We start from the raw sequence: 17,368 nt of genomic DNA, 5'->3' as shown, positions 1-17,368 counted from the left end.
CAAAGGATGCGGAGGATAGGCACCAGGAATGTGAAAACCGCATCCGGATATGTCAGCGAAAATGCACGGTACAGAGCTGTCAGGTGTGAAGGTTGTCCCCTGCGATGCCGCTGTTTTAAAGCAAAAGGAAACAGGACGATAGAACTGAATCATAGGCTTAGACAATACAAGCGGAGAGCCAAAGAACTGCTCTGCTCTGAGAAAGGACTGAAACACAGAGGGCAGAGATGCATAGAACCGGAGGCCGTGTTCGGACAAATTAAAAACAATATGAACTACAAACGTTTCCGACATTTTGGAAAGGACAAGGTCTTCATGGACTTTGCCTTCCTAGCCATTGCCTTCAATATAAAAAAGATGTGTGCAAAACTGACAAAAGAAGGTATGAACTGGCTGATAGGATGGTTTTATGAGCTTACTGTCGCTTTATTTAGATGCTGGAGACACATAAATCAAAGAAATCTTCGAATTATCGCAGCTTAAAGAAAATGAACAGATTTGTATAGTGATGAACAAAAAAGAGGTGCATCGTGCATTACGACACACCTTCTTTTTTCTTTTGTATATACTGCGATTTGACGGCTTTGAAATACGGAAAAAGATAGACAATATCAAAAGCAGAACAGTTAAAGCAGCATGATATGATTTTACTCACAGAATCAGAAGAGGTCATCAAACTTCTTCCAGAACTTCATGTCCTTGCGGATAGAATTATATGAGAAAGCGCAGAAAAATGACAATAATAATGGCATATGAAGTGGTTATGCTCTATTATCTTCATATGCCATCTTACTTTTTAGGGGCATTTACTGAATATTCCTATAATAGAAATTATGACTAAGTATTCATTTCCTATCAATTTTCATCAGAGAAAAATCATTTTCTTATGTCAATCCAACAGGCAGATTGTCCGTTTTTCGCGGATAGATATTTTAGACCAAGGAGTAATAGAAGTCCATAAAGCCAAATCTTTAAGAGTTATAGGAAAGAGAATTTGATTTTTCAAATCCGCCTCCAAAGCTTTCAGCATAACGTAATCCATTCCACTGTGGTGCCTATCCAATTTTAATGCCTCTTGTCCCCACCGACACCAATAAAAATGGTTATAATTGCTAATATAGGAGCGATCATCTTCCCATTCCTCATCAGGACTGATCCCTTCTATATAAATAGAACGCCTGTCTCCTTGCCAAATTCCTTTTGTCCCCTGTATTTCAAAATCCAAACTGCGAGGACGAGGCAAAGTCGTATCATGGACTAAGGAGATAATGATACCTCCTTCTGTTTCCAATTGAGTTACAATAACATCTCCCATACATACCTTGACATCTGTATTTCCACCCAGTTCCTTAATCCGTTGCAGCATTCCGGCAGATTTGGATGAAAACGATGTCAGATATTTAATCCTGTCTTTTCTATTAATGCCGGCAATCATACAAAGAGGAGCCAGTCCGTGTGTCGGATAAAGGTCTCCATTTTCTTCCAGATAATATTTACCTCTCCAAACACTTTCCGTTTTTTCACGATTACCAATATTACCCGCATCATCCAACAGCAATCGACGCAAGTCATGCCGATATCCACCGCGCATAAAAACAATCTCACCCAGCAATCCTTCATTCACCATATTGAAAACTGCAAGATTCTCACGTGTAAAAAGTGTGTTTTCCAAAGGATATACATGACAGCCACGACGTTCTGCCGACTCAATCAGCGGGGCATACTCATCCAGACAAAGTCCGCCCTTAACCTCCAAAGCCACATGACATCCATGCTCCACACATAGCAAGGCGTGCTGCACATGATATTGCCAGGGAGAAGCAATAAACACCAACTCCGGATGATGCTTCTCCAACATTTCAAGACTGGAATTCTCTCCATGATTATAGCAAGAAATATCAGGCAGTTCAGACGGTTCCACTCCCGGATCAGCAACTGCCAGTATCTGAAAGAAAGGTATATTCCGCAATAATCGAAATAGTTGTTTACCACGATACCCCATACCTATAAAAGCAACACTTACCTTGTTCATTTTTCTAACTTTGTTAACCGAATAACCTTATTATCTACATCTATACTGTAGGATAATTGTGGAGCTACGCTGCATAACAGTGATAGAAACTCATTCAAACTTTCATCACGCAAGGTTGCTTTAAAACTAAGCTGTTGCAGTTCTGATGCTATTTGAAATTGATAACCAAAATGTCGGGATAATTCTGCTTTTTTATCTTCCAATGTATGCCCTTCAAAAATAATTTCCCTATGTTCCCAAGCGTATATCTGATCCAACGGGCGCTTTTCGATCTTGTAAGTTTCGGAAAGATTATTATAGATAAAACTATCTCCGGGTTTCAATGTAATATTATCTGCAATACCTTCCACATCAATTTCTACCATCCCATGTTTTAAAGTCACAATATCCTTAGGTTCTTTTGGATAAGAAAGCACATTAAAATTAGTTCCTAAAACGCGGATATTATAATGACGGGTACGTACATAAAACGGTTCATTATCCCTATGCTTCACATCAAATATAGCCTCACCATCCAACTGTACACTACGTGCATTTAACCATTCTCCCAAAGAATAAGTCAATTTGGAACAAGCATTCAACAGCACTATAGAACCATCCGGCAATACTGCTCTAGCCTGCTGCCCTACTTCTGTTTCCAAAGTTATCTTCTTATCCACTGACATAATCTCAGAATAATAAAAATTGGCCTGCCAACCCGTAAAGGCAACAATTATAATAGCAGCGGCATAAAACAGAAAACGCTTCCATGACAAATTCTTTTTGGGAAGCACACTCTTTTGGCAAGACAAACCAACTTTTTGAGCAAATTTCTGCCATTCATGTTCTGTATTCACTCCTTTGCAATCGCTTTCATAATTAAGATACACATAAGAGTCTTTCAATGAAAAAAGGAAGTCCTGATTTTCTTTTTTTTCTTTTACCCAAGCGATTAAGCGTCTAGTTTCTTCCTCTGTTAATTCATTTTTCAAATATTTTATGAAATAATCTTCATCTATCACCATTGTGCACGTCATTTAAATAAGTTATCGACAAATAAAAGAATCAATATAGTCAAATAATCATCCAATGATTGCCTTATCAATTTAAGACCTCTGTAAAGTTGATTTTCAACAGTGCGTACGGATAACTTCAACACACTGGCTATCTCATCGCTTCGCATACCTTGATTTCTATTCATCCTGAAAATAGTCTGACATTGTTTGGGCAATTTTTCAAGTGCATCTAAATATTTATTATTCAATTCCTCAAAATATAAATCATTTAGGATATTATGCTCATCCGCATAGCTGGCAAGCTCCAATTCCCGTAGATGCATCGTTTCTATTTTAGAAAAATTGTCCAATATAGCATCCCGACGTATTTGCTTCATACAAAGATTCTTCATAATACAAAACAAATAAGTACTTATAGCCTTTGGAGCATCAATACGAGTACGATATTCCCAAAAAGCAACAAAGCATTCCTGAGCAATATCTTTCGCCTTATCACTATCATGTAAGAGTCCATAACAAAAGACATACATTCTAGGGTGATACTTTTTATACAACCATTCAAAGGCACCAGCATCTCCCTGCTGTATTTTGGAAAAGAGAATATGTTCTTCCATTTATCCCTCCTTTTCAAGCGTAGCTATTCATAGACATTATATTAAGCCAAATTATCAAATTAGGTTTATTCAAAAAGGGATTAAAATATTAAAGATTTGACAAAAATAAATATTTCTATATTATTCGCAATAAAAAAGAGCTTTTTTAACAATATATCTTTAGGATAAATAAGTTAACAAATGTTATTTTTCAGTTCCATTAATGAGTAATTTTATATTGCTTTGGCTCTATAATAATAGGAATTAAAATATTTAAAGAGAAAAATTATTATTAACTAAAATCTAATCCATTATGAGAACATACTGGCTACAGAATGCTCTGATAAAGTCCCCCACAAGACTTTATTATTTTCTATTGCTATTTATTGCAAGCTTATCTCCTTGTGCTGCTCATGCACAAAGTGTAAGTGTTAATATCAATTTAACTAATAAGCCTTTGTCTGCATTTATTCAAAGCATTGAACTTCAGACAGATTTCAAATTCTTTTATGAACAACAACAAGTAGATGTACAGCAACACATCACTGTCAATGTACAGAACGTATCTATTAATGCAGCCTTAGAACAAGCTTTAAAAAATACAAATATAACCTATACAATCTCCGAAAAACGAATTCTTCTAATCCAAAAACAAAATAGCACTTCATTACAATCTGACAAGATGGTAGAAATCAAGGGGCAAGTAACAGATAAAAGTGGCATCCCCGTTATCGGTGCAAATATCCTCGTTAAAGGCAGTAATTTAGGCTGTATTACAGATATAGATGGTAACTATTCCTTGAAAGTACCAGCCAAAAGCACAATAGTTGTTTCTTACATAGGATACACCACTCAAGAAGTTACTCTGAAAGGCAATAATTTCCAACGGATTATTATGGAAGAGGATAGCAAAATGTTGGACGATGTAGTAGTTGTAGGATACGGTACAGTAAAAAAGCGCGATTTAACAGGCTCTGTCTCCAGTGTAAAAGGAGATGACCTAAGCCTGAATGGTGTTTCTTCAATTGGTCATGCGCTCGAAGGCAAAGCTGCAGGATTATACATCCGTCAAAATAGCGCACAGCCCGGTGGAGGGTTAGACATTTTAGTTCGTGGTGCAGGTTCCGTCAATGCCAGCAACGACCCACTGTACATTGTGGACGGTTTCCCCATAGCCAAACTAGATCAGGCCTCGGGCGGAGATGCCAAAATGGATCCCGGAACACAAGGAATTCTGAACTTTCTGAATCCCAATGATGTAGAATCTATTGAAGTGCTGAAAGATGCAAGCGCCACCTCCATCTATGGTGCACGTGCAGCCAATGGTGTTGTAATTATCACCACAAAAAGAGGGAAGGAAGGAAAGGCTCGAATAAGTTATTCATACAACTATTCTTTCCAAAAATACACGGACAATTATGACCTTCTGTCCCTACAAGAGTGGATGATAGAGAAAAACAATACTACATGGGAACATTGGTTATGGACCAACAACGTCAGTCCATGGGGAAACAGAACTTTGGAAGAAGCCCAGGCCAATCCGGTCAATGGAATTGACTATTCACGCCCTTATCAAGATAGTGATATTAAGAATGCAGGCCCTGGTACAGACTGGTTAGGCTTGATTACGCGCGACGGACAAATACATGAACATAATATTAACCTGCAGGGTGGAAGTGAAAGCACACAATATATGGTGTCGTTCAATTACTACAATCATCAAGGTATCGTCAAAAATTCCGGTATGACCCGTTATACCGCCAAAGCAAACATTGACCAAAAGTTTTTGAACATATTCAAGGCAGGTCTAAATCTAACATTAACACGCATTGATAATGACAACACGCAATTAGGCTCCGGAAAATTTGAAAATTCCGGTATCATTCGTTCTGCTATACAAATGGGACCCAATATTCAAGCATATGACAAAGAAACTGATACTTATCCCATAAATCCATTATTGGGACAACAGCCTAATCCATACTCTCTACTGAACAACACGGACAAAGGACGTACAGATCGTCTTTTAGGAAATATTTTCATTGAAGCAACCCCTTTATCAGGATTGACACTACGCGTCAATGCCGGTTTGGACCATGCCAATATAGACCGTAAGACTTACCAGCCTCGCAGCACCTTAAATGGGAAAAACCTCAATGGTGTAGCTTATATCTACAATACTGCTAACAATCAGTATCTCATAGAGGCAACCGCTACTTATCAACGTACTTTTAACGACATACATAATGTCAACTTACTGGCAGGTACCTCCTATGAAAAATTCAATTATGACGCTTCAGAATTAGGTAACAATAATTTCATTACAGACGCATTTCTGTGGAACAATATGGACGCTGGTACAGGTACCAAAATTACTAAATCAACCTCTACCGAAAATAAAATGATGTCTTACTTTTTTCGCGCAGGATATATCCTAAAAAACCGCTACTTATTAACTGCGACTCTACGTGCCGATGGAGCCAGTGTATTTGCAAAAAATAATAAATGGGGATATTTTCCATCTGTAGCCGCAGGATGGACTTTGAGTGAAGAAGACTTTATGAAAAGCATTAATTGGCTATCTAATCTCAAACTACGTCTCAGTTGGGGACAGACTGGAAATGCAGACATCAGCACTAATGCTTTCGCTAGCTATGGAGCACAAGGCAGTTGGATAAATTCAGAGTACAAAACAATAAGCGGTGTGATGAAAAGCCGTCTAGAAAACCCTGATTTAAAATGGGAAACAACTACGGAATGGAATCTTGGATTAGACTTCGGTTTTCTAAAAAGCCGTATCACAGGTTCAGTGGAACTTTACCAAAGAGTGATTTCGGATTTGCTGAACTACAAGCCTCTAAATTCCTACCAAGAAGTAAAACAAATAATGGCTAATGTAGGCAAAACGCAAAGTCGCGGTGTTGAGATTACCTTGAATAGCCGCAATATCATAACTAACAATTTTTTTTGGGAAACCTCACTGACTTATACTAAATATGAAGACCGGTGGAAAGAGCGTACTCCAGACTGGAAACCAAATGTGTATGAGAAAGAGAAAGATCCGATTAGAGCCATATATGCCCGTCGAGCTGATCATATCATGCAGATAGGAGAAAAAGCTCCTGCAGCGCAACCCGATTTACGTCCTGGACAAATTGTAATCAAAGACCTTGATGGCTACGTACGCGATGAGAATGGTAATCCCAAAGTAGATCAGAATGGACGTTTCATGTTATTAGGACACGCCGATGGTACCATAGATGAAGCCGATACTCAACTCATTGGTACACAAGATCCTGGTTGGATGGCAAGCATGACCAATACATTTAAATACAAAGGCTTTGACCTTAATATAATGTTCAATGGAATGTTCGACAGAATCATGCAAGATCCTACAGAAATGGACTTTGGTTTGAATGGCGGAAATATTGCTCAAAACGGATCTAATATGCTACGAATAATTAAAGATAGATGGACTTTTGACAATCCGTCAACAACACGTCCCTGTTCTTACTATACAAGTGGAACAAAGTATACAGCAGGAGACTTCTTCTATCAAAAGGCTTGGTTTATCCGTCTGCAGAACATCAGCCTCGGATACACACTTCCCAAGTCAATATTAACAAAAAGTAAAATATTGAACAATGTACGTTTCCATGCTTCCGTTAACAACGTATTTGTTATCACGCCTTATAATGGTCTTGATCCTGAAACAGATGCATATGCGGCAGCCTATCCCAACGCACGTACTTTCAGTTTTGGTGTAGACGTTTCATTCTAATCATAAAAAATGCCCTTATGAAAAAAATATGTAAATTATTGATATTAGCAGCTGCTCTGACAGGAGGAATATCTTTAAACAGCTGCATTGACCTTGATCCAGTAGACTACTCTGACATTAACCCTTCCAATTTTCCACAAACGGAAACAGATATTCAATCAATGGTCAATTCGTGCTATTACTCTGTACGTTCTAGCTGGTTTGACGGACTATTCTCAACCAGTGAGCGCGGAGTTACTGTAGTAAATGACCTTACTACAGAAATCTTGTCCTGCAAGTCTGGTTTTTTAAAAGATGTATCTGAATTGAACTATTTCTCAACCACTGCAGACCTTACCCGTTTTTATTATACCGATACCGATGCATATAGTGACGGTTGGCTCAATGATATCAGTCGTTGTACCTCTGTACTTGCTCAAATTGAAGCATGCAACTTCTTAAGTGCAGAAAAAAAACAATATTATGAAGCAGAAATAAGATGTGCACGCGGACTGATAGCTTATACCTTGTATGATATGTTCGGTCCTTTAGTTATAGCTCCCATAGAAGTATTGAATAATCCGACAGTAGAAAAGCCTTTGGCACGCCTCTCCAAAGAAGAAATGGTCAAGTTCATAGAAGATGATTTAATCTTTGCCGCAACCTATTTGCCTACTCCTACAGAAGCTGAATACGGAAGATTCAGTCAAGGACTTGCCAACATGCTGCTTATCAGACTCTATCTGCACGAGAGTCCGGAAAACAAAGAATATTATACGAAAATTGAAGAAATAGCCCGAAAACTAATGGCACCATCCTACGGCTACCGATTATCAACGAGCTATACTCAAATGTTTGAAATTGGTGGACAAGGAAGAGGTAATGCAGAGATAATATGGGCAATACCAGTCAACACGGAAGCGGTAAGTTGGAATGACTGGCATATGTTCGTGCTGCCCACTGATTTTGCAGATCATGGTATGACAAGCGGATACGAATGTGTAAACAGCACTTGGTATTTTTATGACAGTTTTGAAGTAAATGATGTCCGTAAGACTTATTTGGTAACCTCTTATAAAGCTCAAGATGGAAGTATCATAAATCGTGAAAATCCCGGTTTACATCTTGAATTAGGACCTATCCCACTGAAATACGGCTATGACATTAATGTCACTGGCAATGGTGGAAAAAGCAATATTGACCCAATTATATACCGTCTGGCAGACGTATATCTAACATTAGCAGAAGCGCTCTATTTGAAACCAGCATCATCCGAAACGGACAAAGAGGAAGCAATATCCTATATTAATACAATACGTAATAGAGCCAATTTGGATGAAATCAACAGCAAGGACATCACTACAGAAGAAAAATTCATAGAGATACTTTTAAAAGAACGAAGTCATGAATTATGGTGTGAGAATGGACAATATCGTGCAGATTTGATTCGTTTTAACAAATTTGTAGAACATGCCGAAACTGTAAAAGGTACAGTTTATGCTAGCAAGAACAAAGAATTGTATCCACTACCACTCTCTGCGATCAATGACGGCAAAGGATTTGTTATTCAAAATCCTGGTTATTGATATTTTAACTAAAACTTAGTAAGTAATTCCCCTATAAAAAATATTCTATGAAAGCAAGACACATTTTTTACATGATATTAATGACTGGCTGCCTTTTGGCTAATCTCTCAGCATGCACCTTTGCTTCAAAAACAACTGAAACAGAAAGGCAAATAAAAGTTCCTGCTCCACTTCGCCCTGCAGGACAGACTGATGTGGTGGGACTGGCATGCGAACCAATTGAGACCGTACGTATCGGATTCATTGGTTTGGGCGCACGAGGCACTGAAGCGATCCGACGCTTTACCTATCAAAAAGGAATTCAGATAAAAGCATTGTGCGATTTACACCAGTTTCGAGTAGATAGTTGCCAGCATATGCTAAACCGCGCTGGCATACCCGAAGCGACAGCCTACTACGGCAGTGAAAATGCCTGGAAACAATTATGTGAACGAGATGACATAGACCTGATATACATAGCTACCGACTGGACTCACCATGCACCTATGATGATTTATGCTATGGAGCATGGGAAACACGTAGCCTGTGAAGTTCCTGCCGCTATGTCCCTGGAAGAGATTTGGAAAGTGATAGATACGGCAGAACACACCCGCAAACACTGTATGATGCTGGAAAACTGTGTTTATGATTTCTTCGAAATTACCACTCTAAACATGGCACAACAAGGGCTTTTTGGAGATATTACCCATGTGAAAGGAGCATATAACCATTGCCTGCATGACATCTGGCCAGACTATAATGCAGATTGGCGTATGCAGTATAACATGAGACATAGAGGAGATGTATACCCTACCCATGGAATGGGCCCAGCATGTCAATTGCTGAATATTCATCGAGGTGATCGTATGGAATATCTAGTGGCAATGGACAGTAACCCCGTTTCTCTTCCCGATTACTTAAAGAAGTGCGGAAGAACGGAAGATGCCCAAAAATTCCAAAACGGTGAAGTTACACTCACTCTGATACGTACAGAAAAAGGTAAAACTATTCAAATTGAACACAATGTCGCTTCACCCCGGCCTTATAGCCGTTTATATCAATTATCCGGAACACGGGGATTTGCAGATAAATATCCGCTGGAAGGATATGCTCTCGAAAGCAAAGACCTACCTGAAAGTATTACCAACGGACAAACTTTCACTGCTCACGAATACATGCCCGACGCTGTTAAAAGTAGGTTGATGGAGCAATATAAAGACCCCATCATCAAAGAGATGGAAAAAAGAGCCAAGGAAGTAGGTGGACATGGGGGAATGGATTTCATTATGGATTCACGGCTTATTTATTGTCTTCATAATGGCTTACCTTTGGATATGGATGTCTATGACCTCGCAGAGTGGTGCTCACTCATCCCGCTGACCAAACTTTCCATTGAAAACGGTTCGGTCCCCGTAGAAATACCCGACTTTACCCGAGGGGCGTGGAACAAAATACAAGGTTATAGGCATGCCTTTGCCAAATAGAACAACAAACTATGAAACCGACTTTTTTATATCATTTATTAACACTGGCATTGTTGCTCTGTGGGATGGTTATGCCATCCCTACAGGCACAGCCATATAAAAATCCTTCACTCTCACCCGAAGAACGCACAGCAGATCTCCTGCAGCGGATGACATTAGAAGAAAAAATAGCCCAAATACGTCACATACATTCTTGGAATATTTTTGAAGAACAAGAGCTTAATAAAAGCAAGTTACAGGAATTTGTAGGTGACTTATGCTGGGGATTTGTGGAGGGTTTTCCGCTAACTGGAGAAAACTGTCACCGACACATGCGGCATATACAAGAATATATGCTAAACCATACCCGACTTGGAATTCCGATATTTACTGTTGCCGAAGCATTGCATGGTTCAGTGCATGAAGGGTCTACCATTTACCCACAAAATATTGCACTGGCCTCCACTTTTAATCCGGAGTTAGCCTACCTGCGTGCCACAGAGATCTCCAAGGAACTACACTATCAGGGTATCAACCAGATCTTAGCACCCTGCATAGATGTGGTGCGGGATTTAAGATGGGGGCGTATAGAAGAAAGTTATGGAGAAGATCCTTATCTAAATGGTATTTTTGCCTATAAAGAAGCTAAAGGCTATCTAGACAATGGAATATCTCCTATGCTGAAACATTATGGGGCACATGGTAATCCACTGGGTGGACTCAATCTTGCCTCCGTTCATTGCGGCATAGGAGAACTACACGATGTCTATCTCCAGCCATTCAAAAAAGTCATAACTTCTCTTCCAATACAAGCAGTGATGTCTGCTTACAATTCATGGAATCGCGTTCCAAATTCATCTTCATATTATCTACTCACTGAAATCCTGCGTAACCGCTGGAGCTTTCAGGGATATGTATATTCTGACTGGGGAGCTATAGACATGCTCCATACTTTCCAGCATACCGCATCCAGCCAGACTGAAGCTGCTATACAAGCCATTTCTGCGGGATTGGATGTAGAGGCCTCTAGCGAATGCTTCCCACATCTAATTGCAATGGTCAAAGAAAAGAAAATAGATGAAAAGCTTATTGATAAAGCTGTAAGCAGAGTTTTATTAGCCAAGTTCCGTATGGGACTCTTTGAAGATCCCTATGGAGAGAAATATGAAGCACAATCCTTGCACTCACGGGAAAATATCCGGGTAGCACGGCAAATAGCCGATGAATCTACCGTCCTTTTAAAAAATGACAAAGGATTGCTTCCGTTGAATTTGTCTGAATTGAACTCCATTGCCGTCATCGGTCCGAACGCAGACCAGGTGCAATTCGGAGATTATACCTGGAGCCGCACAAACAAAGATGGTGTCACTCCATTGGAAGGTATACGCAAACTGACAGAACCATTTGGCATACAAATACGCTATGCACAAGGATGTAGTATGATGTCTTTAGATACCATACACATTGCATCTGCTGTTGAAGCAGCCCGGCAGAGCGATGTAGCCATTTTATTCTGTGGCAGTTCCAGTGCTTCATTGGCAAGAGACTACAACGAAACCAATTGTGGAGAGGGTTTTGACCTTGCAGACCTTGCTTTGACCGGTGCCCAAGGAAAGCTAATAAAAGCTATTCATGCCACTGGAAAACCGGTCATTTTGGTTCTGGTAACAGGCAAGCCCTTTTCTATAGCATGGGAAAAAAAACACATACCTGCTATTCTTATACAATGGTATGCAGGAGAACAAGAAGGAAGTTCCATCGCTAATATACTTTTCGGAAAGACAAACCCGTCCGGGCATCTGACCGTATCATTTCCTCAAAGTAGCGGCCACCTGCCTGCCTATTATAACCATTTGCCTACAGATCGAGGATTTTACCATAAGCCTGGAAGTTATGAACAACCTGGACGAGACTATGTATTCTCTTCTCCAGGTCCTCTATGGGCTTTCGGGCATGGATTAACTTATACTACTTTCAATTATACAGATATGCAGATACAACAATCCGTAGATTCTATAAAAGTTTTTGTGACTGTGAAAAATACTGGTCGTTGGGCAGGAAAAGCCGTACCGCAACTTTATGTAAGAGATGTTTTCAGTTCCATATCTACTCCAGTCAAACAGTTGAAAGCATTTAATAAAGTAGCATTGGAACCTGGAGAGACAACCCGAGTTCCTCTGCACTTTGCAGTTCAAGACTTAGCCCTTACCGATGAAGCAGGAAAGACAATGGTAGAACCTGGTAGCTTTGAAATAATGATAGGCGATGCCTCAGACCATATACTATTAAAGCAGACTATTAGCATAGGGCAAAATATGGCTGTTAGCCCTTGCTCTATCAAAGAGCAGCTCCCCGAAGAAATAGGTAAAGGAAACATTATACATATCAAAGGCGTGGTGCGCGATGTGCAGGCTACACCTGTAGATAAAGTAGAAATCTACTCTACAGCACAACAACAGGTAATAGGTGTAACTGATCAAAATGGCAAATACTTTATAGATGCACCAGAAGACGACGTACTTGTTTTCTGCAAATCCGGATATTTGGATGAGAAGGTCAATGTAGACAGAAAAAATGACATTCAAATTACAATTAGAAACAAAATGGTTTTCCCATGAAACATCTTATTCTACGTGGTACTATTTGTATAATTATATAAATAAAAATCCTTATGAAATTATTGTGGATGATTTTATTGCTGAGTATATCTTGGTCATTAAAGGCTGACAATATATTTATTGAAGCCGAAAGTTTTGATAATAAAGGTGGATGGGTATTGGATAATCAATCTATGAAACAAATGGGTTCTTCTTATTTGTTAGCACACGGATTGGGTATACCCGTAAAAAATGCTTCAACAAAGTTCCAAATTGAGAATAAGGGAAAATACCGAATTTGGGTCAGAACGCGAAATTGGGTTAAGAAATGGGATCAGACAGCCGCTCCCGGACGTTTCAAAGTATTATTGAATGGAAAAGCATTGGAAAAAACATTTGGAACAGAAAAAGCTGAGTGGCATTGGCAGAATGGTGGGATTATCACACTAAAAGCAGGCGAAAATAAAATTGAACTTCAGGACTTGACTGGTTTTGACGGTCGATGTGATGCAGTTTTCCTCACTTCGGATATGAACATGTTGCTTCCTGATAGTGGAAATGAATTAGCAGATTTTCGCCGTAATATGTCGGAAGAGCCTATAATTCCAGAGGATGGAGGAGAATACGACTTGGTTGTTGTCGGTGGCGGAATAGCAGGTTGTTGCGCTGCCATCAGTGCTGCCCGCCTTGGATGCAAGGTGGCTTTGATTCAAAATCGTCCGGTTTTGGGTGGAAATAACAGTTCGGAAGTTCGAGTCGGGCTTTCAGGGTTAATAACCCAACAACCTTATCCCCAATTAGGGAATCTCGTAGATGAACTAGGTCCTGTCGGATATTGGAATGATTGGGAAGCCCAACAAGATACTTCATCTCTTAGAAGTAAACAAATAATGAAAATTTTACGACAAGAACCAGCAAGAAAAATACATAATGCAGGACCTTTTTTTATTTATGAAGATAATAAAAAACTTGAGTTATTGCAAAATGAAAAAAACTTGAATCTGTTTCTAAATACACAAGCGGTTGATGTTCAAACAAAAGGGAATAAAATCATCGCAATCATCGGGAAAAATATTGAATCTGGAAAAGAGTACATATTTAAAGGACAATTGTTTTCAGATTGTACCGGAGATGGAGAAATCGGTTTTCTAGCCGGAGCAGACTATCGTATGGGAAGAGAAAGTAAAGCCGAAACAGGTGAACTCAGAGCCCCTCTAATAGCCGACCAGTTGGTAATGGGAACTTCGGTGCAATGGTATGCAGAAGATACACAAGACATTTCTGTCTTTCCAAATTGTCCTTGGGCTATTCAATTTAATGATACAACCTGCATTCCCATTACTCGCGGAGATTGGGATTGGGAAGTTGGTCTAAATGATAATCAGATAACGGAAATTGAATCTATCCGGGATTATGCCCTCCGCGCAATCTATGGTAATTGGGATTTTCTGAAAAACAAGAGTAAAATGAAAGAGCAATTTGCAAGAAAAGAATTGACATGGGTAGCCTACATAGGAGGCAAAAGGGAATCACGACGTTTGATGGGCGACCTTGTCTTACGAGAACAAGACATCTTAAATAATATCCAGTATGAAGATGCAACATTTACCACGACTTGGGGAATAGATCTCCATTATCCCAAACCGATACCCGGAATAAAAGAAGCACCGTTTCTTTCCTATTGCGATGTACAAGACATAAAACCATATGCGGTTCCATACCGCTGCCTATATTCCCGAAATATTGAAAACTTATTTATGGCAGGTCGAAATATAAGCGTAACTCATATTGTATTAGGAACGGTACGAGTAATGAGAACTGGCGGTATGATGGGAGAAGTAGTAGGAATGGCAGCTTCCTTATGCAAAAAACATTGTACTAATCCCAGGTATATATACCTTAAATATCTATCAGAATTGAAAACCTTAATGAAACGGGGTATTGGTAAGCCAGGATTTCCTGAAGCTGGGAATATTAACTAGTTTACTCATAAACGTATACTTAAAAGATATTCCCATTTAAACCTATTCAGAGGTGCTCAATTAAACTGAGAGTTTAGACATCTTATGGTTATGGAGAGACTGTTTTGCAGATAAAATGTTCGGGTAAAAGCATGGTAGAAATCAAGTCGAATAAAATAGCTTGAGGTGCTTTTAATCTCTTTTTGAGATTTTTTTTAATATAACGTAAGTCTGAAATTAATATTCTTCTCAAAAACAGAATGGTTACAGCAGATTCCCTATAATCAAAGGTAAATCAAAACCTTTTTGTCACAGGCGCTAACGCTACGCTTTCCATGTGTATTTTCCGCGACTTGTCACAAGAAAAATACACATGGGAACAAGCGACCGAACAACTTTTGATTTGAAAAAGAATTGTAGTGGCTCACTGCGACCGACACGACGTACGGACAGATAATATGGCAAGCTGAAATCGGGATATGTTGGCTCTATTCAATTCAAACCTCTATTTGTACTAAAATACCACCAATAAACTCTTTCATTTACAAATTTATCAGCTTAACAAATTTAGTTTCTGTACATACACTTAAATCCGTTGTTACAAATTTCCCATTACAAAAAAGAGAAAAGATAGTAGCTGGTGTAGGAGAGTTTTGTGCTTGCTCTCTTGTTTCTAATTTAATCACTTTTAAGGGAATATTTTTTTCTTGAGCAAGAACACGCAACATACCATCTACATAATAATCCGTATATGGGCAACGATTGGAATAATAAGCCACCATTCCCTGTTTGTCGGGACATTCTCCACTTTTAACGCAATCATTAAAATACGGAACTGCACTATTCTCATGAAAATTCATTACTAACAATGAAAATCCATTTGGAAGTTTTTCTACTTCCTCAAAGCCATGTTGCAGTAACCATTTCGTATCACTCATAAAATGATTCTTTTTTGTACCTACAACAGTAACCAATCCATCCTTCTGTTGCTTTTTTGCATCTTCAATCACAAACTGAAGCAAATTATATCCATGCCCTTGCCCTTTATACTGGCCTGAAACCCAAAAACAATTCACCATTAAATAATTGGAAGCAGTAACCGGAAGCCATGCATACTCAGCAGGAACGTATTCTATAAAGACTTTGGCTCGTGCGTCAAGCCGTCTGAAAACATAACCATTTGCAAATTCCTTTGTTAGCCATTCTTTTTTCAACTCATAACCTGCTGCGCATTTTTTGTCAGAGAATGCACAGCAGATATGCTCTTTGGCCATGTTTTCTTCTGTTAGAATGATGTATTTAGATAAGCTATTTTCCATGACTTAGTTTATTTTATCGGTATATGTATATTTTTGTGATATTCTATTCTTTATTCTCTTTTGAATAATTGATGTATTCCTCAAAATGTACTCCAGGCTGTTGTATAAAGTTCTTTCCCTCCATATTTGCCCCATATACGCATATACACTAAATATAGTCCTTCGAAACTTTGGAGTTCAGCATGCAATTCACACTCCTTTCTATTATGTTCGCACTCTTTTAATCACATCCTTAATCTACTGATATATGTTTTGGGAGAAATACCAAATTATTTCTTAAATGCTTTGGAGAACAATTACGGGTTATCGTAGCCGACTAACCCAATCAAATTCTGTAAACTCATGTCTTCAGTTTGCATATATAGTACAGACCGTTCTACATGTTGCCTTGCCACATAAGGGTATAATGGTTCATTCAGAACAGAGCTCATCATACGAAGCAATTGCCGTTGAGACATATTTACTATATCGGCTATAACGTTCAATTGCAATGGTTGATGCAAATTAAACTTTATGTAATCAATTATTTGATTAACTTTCAGCTTGTATATATTTTCAATGCTACTTTTCATCTATAACTATATAATTTGTAAATATATAGAGTTTATACAAATATATGATTGTCCAATCTTGCTAATTTCATATATTTTAGTGCAAGATGCAAATATACATCTATTGACACTAATCTTAAAATTCTTATTTTCAACGGATTTCATAATCAAAAGTTACCATAAAGAGAGATGAAAGGGGCAAATAAACGGATGCATAGCATTCTTTTAGACATAAGAACAGAAAGGCATAAGAGGAGATGCTTGCCAGATATATGATGTGATATGGGTATGATACGATATAATACCCTAAAAGCAAAGAAAGAAAAACACTTCACAAGTATAAGAATAATCCCCACTAAAAATCTGCTGACCCCAAGAAAGCAAGCAAAGCAAAACAAAGCAAAGCAAAGAAAGAAAAACAAGGCAAAGCAAAGCAAGCAAAACAAGGCAAGTATAAGGCAAGGCAGACAAATGAACTTAACTTCTCTGTTCGGAATGATAGCCCCAAAACAAGAAAGCCCCTGCATCTTCC

Annotated in this window: 10 protein-coding genes; 6 read left to right on the top strand and 4 right to left on the bottom strand. The window is 38.7% G+C overall.

What is annotated here, in order from left to right; all coding sequences use genetic code 11:
* On the top strand, positions 1-483 hold a 483-nt coding region (locus AB5903_RS19730; RefSeq protein ID WP_347077935.1), incomplete at its 5' end, for a transposase.
* Between the two features lie 406 nt (positions 484-889).
* Here AB5903_RS19730 and AB5903_RS19725 read toward each other — a convergent pair.
* From AB5903_RS19725 to AB5903_RS19715, 3 genes are read right to left on the bottom strand one after another with little or no spacing between them, the layout of a single operon-like run.
* Entirely contained in the window at positions 890-2,032 is a 1,143-nt protein-coding gene (locus tag AB5903_RS19725; protein ID WP_117904922.1) for a Gfo/Idh/MocA family protein, read from the bottom strand.
* Positions 2,029-3,036, bottom strand: a complete 1,008-nt coding sequence (locus AB5903_RS19720) for a FecR family protein (protein WP_368118143.1) — start codon at positions 3,034-3,036, stop codon at positions 2,029-2,031. Before AB5903_RS19720 ends, AB5903_RS19725 begins: the two co-directional genes overlap by 4 nt.
* 8 nt (positions 3,037-3,044) lie before the next feature.
* A complete protein-coding gene (locus AB5903_RS19715; protein WP_060386610.1) occupies positions 3,045-3,641 on the bottom strand; it encodes an RNA polymerase sigma-70 factor in 597 nt (198 codons plus the stop codon).
* Between the two features lie 292 nt (positions 3,642-3,933).
* Here AB5903_RS19715 and AB5903_RS19710 point away from each other — a divergent pair, with 292 nt between their 5' ends.
* The 5 genes from AB5903_RS19710 to AB5903_RS19690 are packed head-to-tail and all read left to right on the top strand — an operon-like array spanning position 3,934 to position 14,987.
* Positions 3,934-7,401: a TonB-dependent receptor gene (locus AB5903_RS19710; protein ID WP_217418232.1), complete on the top strand. Its 3,468-nt coding sequence runs from the start codon at positions 3,934-3,936 to the stop codon at positions 7,399-7,401.
* A gap of 17 nt (positions 7,402-7,418) precedes the next feature.
* Positions 7,419-8,966, top strand: coding sequence for a RagB/SusD family nutrient uptake outer membrane protein (locus AB5903_RS19705; RefSeq protein WP_060386608.1), 1,548 nt, complete (start codon positions 7,419-7,421; stop codon positions 8,964-8,966).
* A gap of 47 nt (positions 8,967-9,013) precedes the next feature.
* Entirely contained in the window at positions 9,014-10,429 is a 1,416-nt protein-coding gene (locus AB5903_RS19700) for a Gfo/Idh/MocA family protein (RefSeq protein WP_272710923.1), read from the top strand.
* A gap of 11 nt (positions 10,430-10,440) precedes the next feature.
* Positions 10,441-13,026 (top strand): glycoside hydrolase family 3 N-terminal domain-containing protein, encoded by a 2,586-nt coding sequence (locus tag AB5903_RS19695; protein ID WP_117904913.1) that lies wholly within the window; start codon positions 10,441-10,443, stop codon positions 13,024-13,026.
* A 53-nt stretch (positions 13,027-13,079) separates the two neighbouring features.
* The gene (locus AB5903_RS19690) at positions 13,080-14,987 is read left to right on the top strand and encodes an FAD-dependent oxidoreductase (protein WP_272710924.1); all 1,908 of its coding nucleotides are present in this window, start codon (positions 13,080-13,082) and stop codon (positions 14,985-14,987) included.
* Between the two features lie 521 nt (positions 14,988-15,508).
* On the opposite strand, the gene AB5903_RS19685 is transcribed toward AB5903_RS19690, so the two are convergent.
* A complete protein-coding gene (locus AB5903_RS19685) occupies positions 15,509-16,285 on the bottom strand; it encodes an N-acetyltransferase (RefSeq protein ID WP_272710925.1) in 777 nt (258 codons plus the stop codon).
* Positions 16,286-17,368 lie beyond the last annotated feature (1,083 nt).

The sequence above is a fragment of the Bacteroides sp. 2201st1_D9_2201SCRN_220225 genome (genome assembly GCF_040928965.1).
Lineage (GTDB): Bacteria > Bacteroidota > Bacteroidia > Bacteroidales > Bacteroidaceae > Bacteroides > Bacteroides stercoris.
The sequence above is the reverse complement of the archived record's forward strand: the minus strand, read 5'-3'. Positions and strand labels throughout refer to the sequence as shown.

Bases quoted from the DNA above. Each gene is read 5' to 3' on its own strand.
- AB5903_RS19725 (WP_117904922.1), bottom strand. From the start codon at position 2,032: ATGAACAAGGTAAGTGTTGCTTTTATAGGTATGGGGTATCGTGGTAAA.
- AB5903_RS19720 (WP_368118143.1), bottom strand. From the start codon at position 3,036: ATGGTGATAGATGAAGATTATTTCATAAAATATTTGAAAAATGAATTA.
- AB5903_RS19715 (WP_060386610.1), bottom strand. From the start codon at position 3,641: ATGGAAGAACATATTCTCTTTTCCAAAATACAGCAGGGAGATGCTGGT.
- AB5903_RS19710 (WP_217418232.1), top strand. From the start codon at position 3,934: ATGAGAACATACTGGCTACAGAATGCTCTGATAAAGTCCCCCACAAGA.
- AB5903_RS19705 (WP_060386608.1), top strand. From the start codon at position 7,419: ATGAAAAAAATATGTAAATTATTGATATTAGCAGCTGCTCTGACAGGA.
- AB5903_RS19700 (WP_272710923.1), top strand. From the start codon at position 9,014: ATGAAAGCAAGACACATTTTTTACATGATATTAATGACTGGCTGCCTT.
- AB5903_RS19695 (WP_117904913.1), top strand. From the start codon at position 10,441: ATGAAACCGACTTTTTTATATCATTTATTAACACTGGCATTGTTGCTC.
- AB5903_RS19690 (WP_272710924.1), top strand. From the start codon at position 13,080: ATGAAATTATTGTGGATGATTTTATTGCTGAGTATATCTTGGTCATTA.
- AB5903_RS19685 (WP_272710925.1), bottom strand. From the start codon at position 16,285: ATGGAAAATAGCTTATCTAAATACATCATTCTAACAGAAGAAAACATG.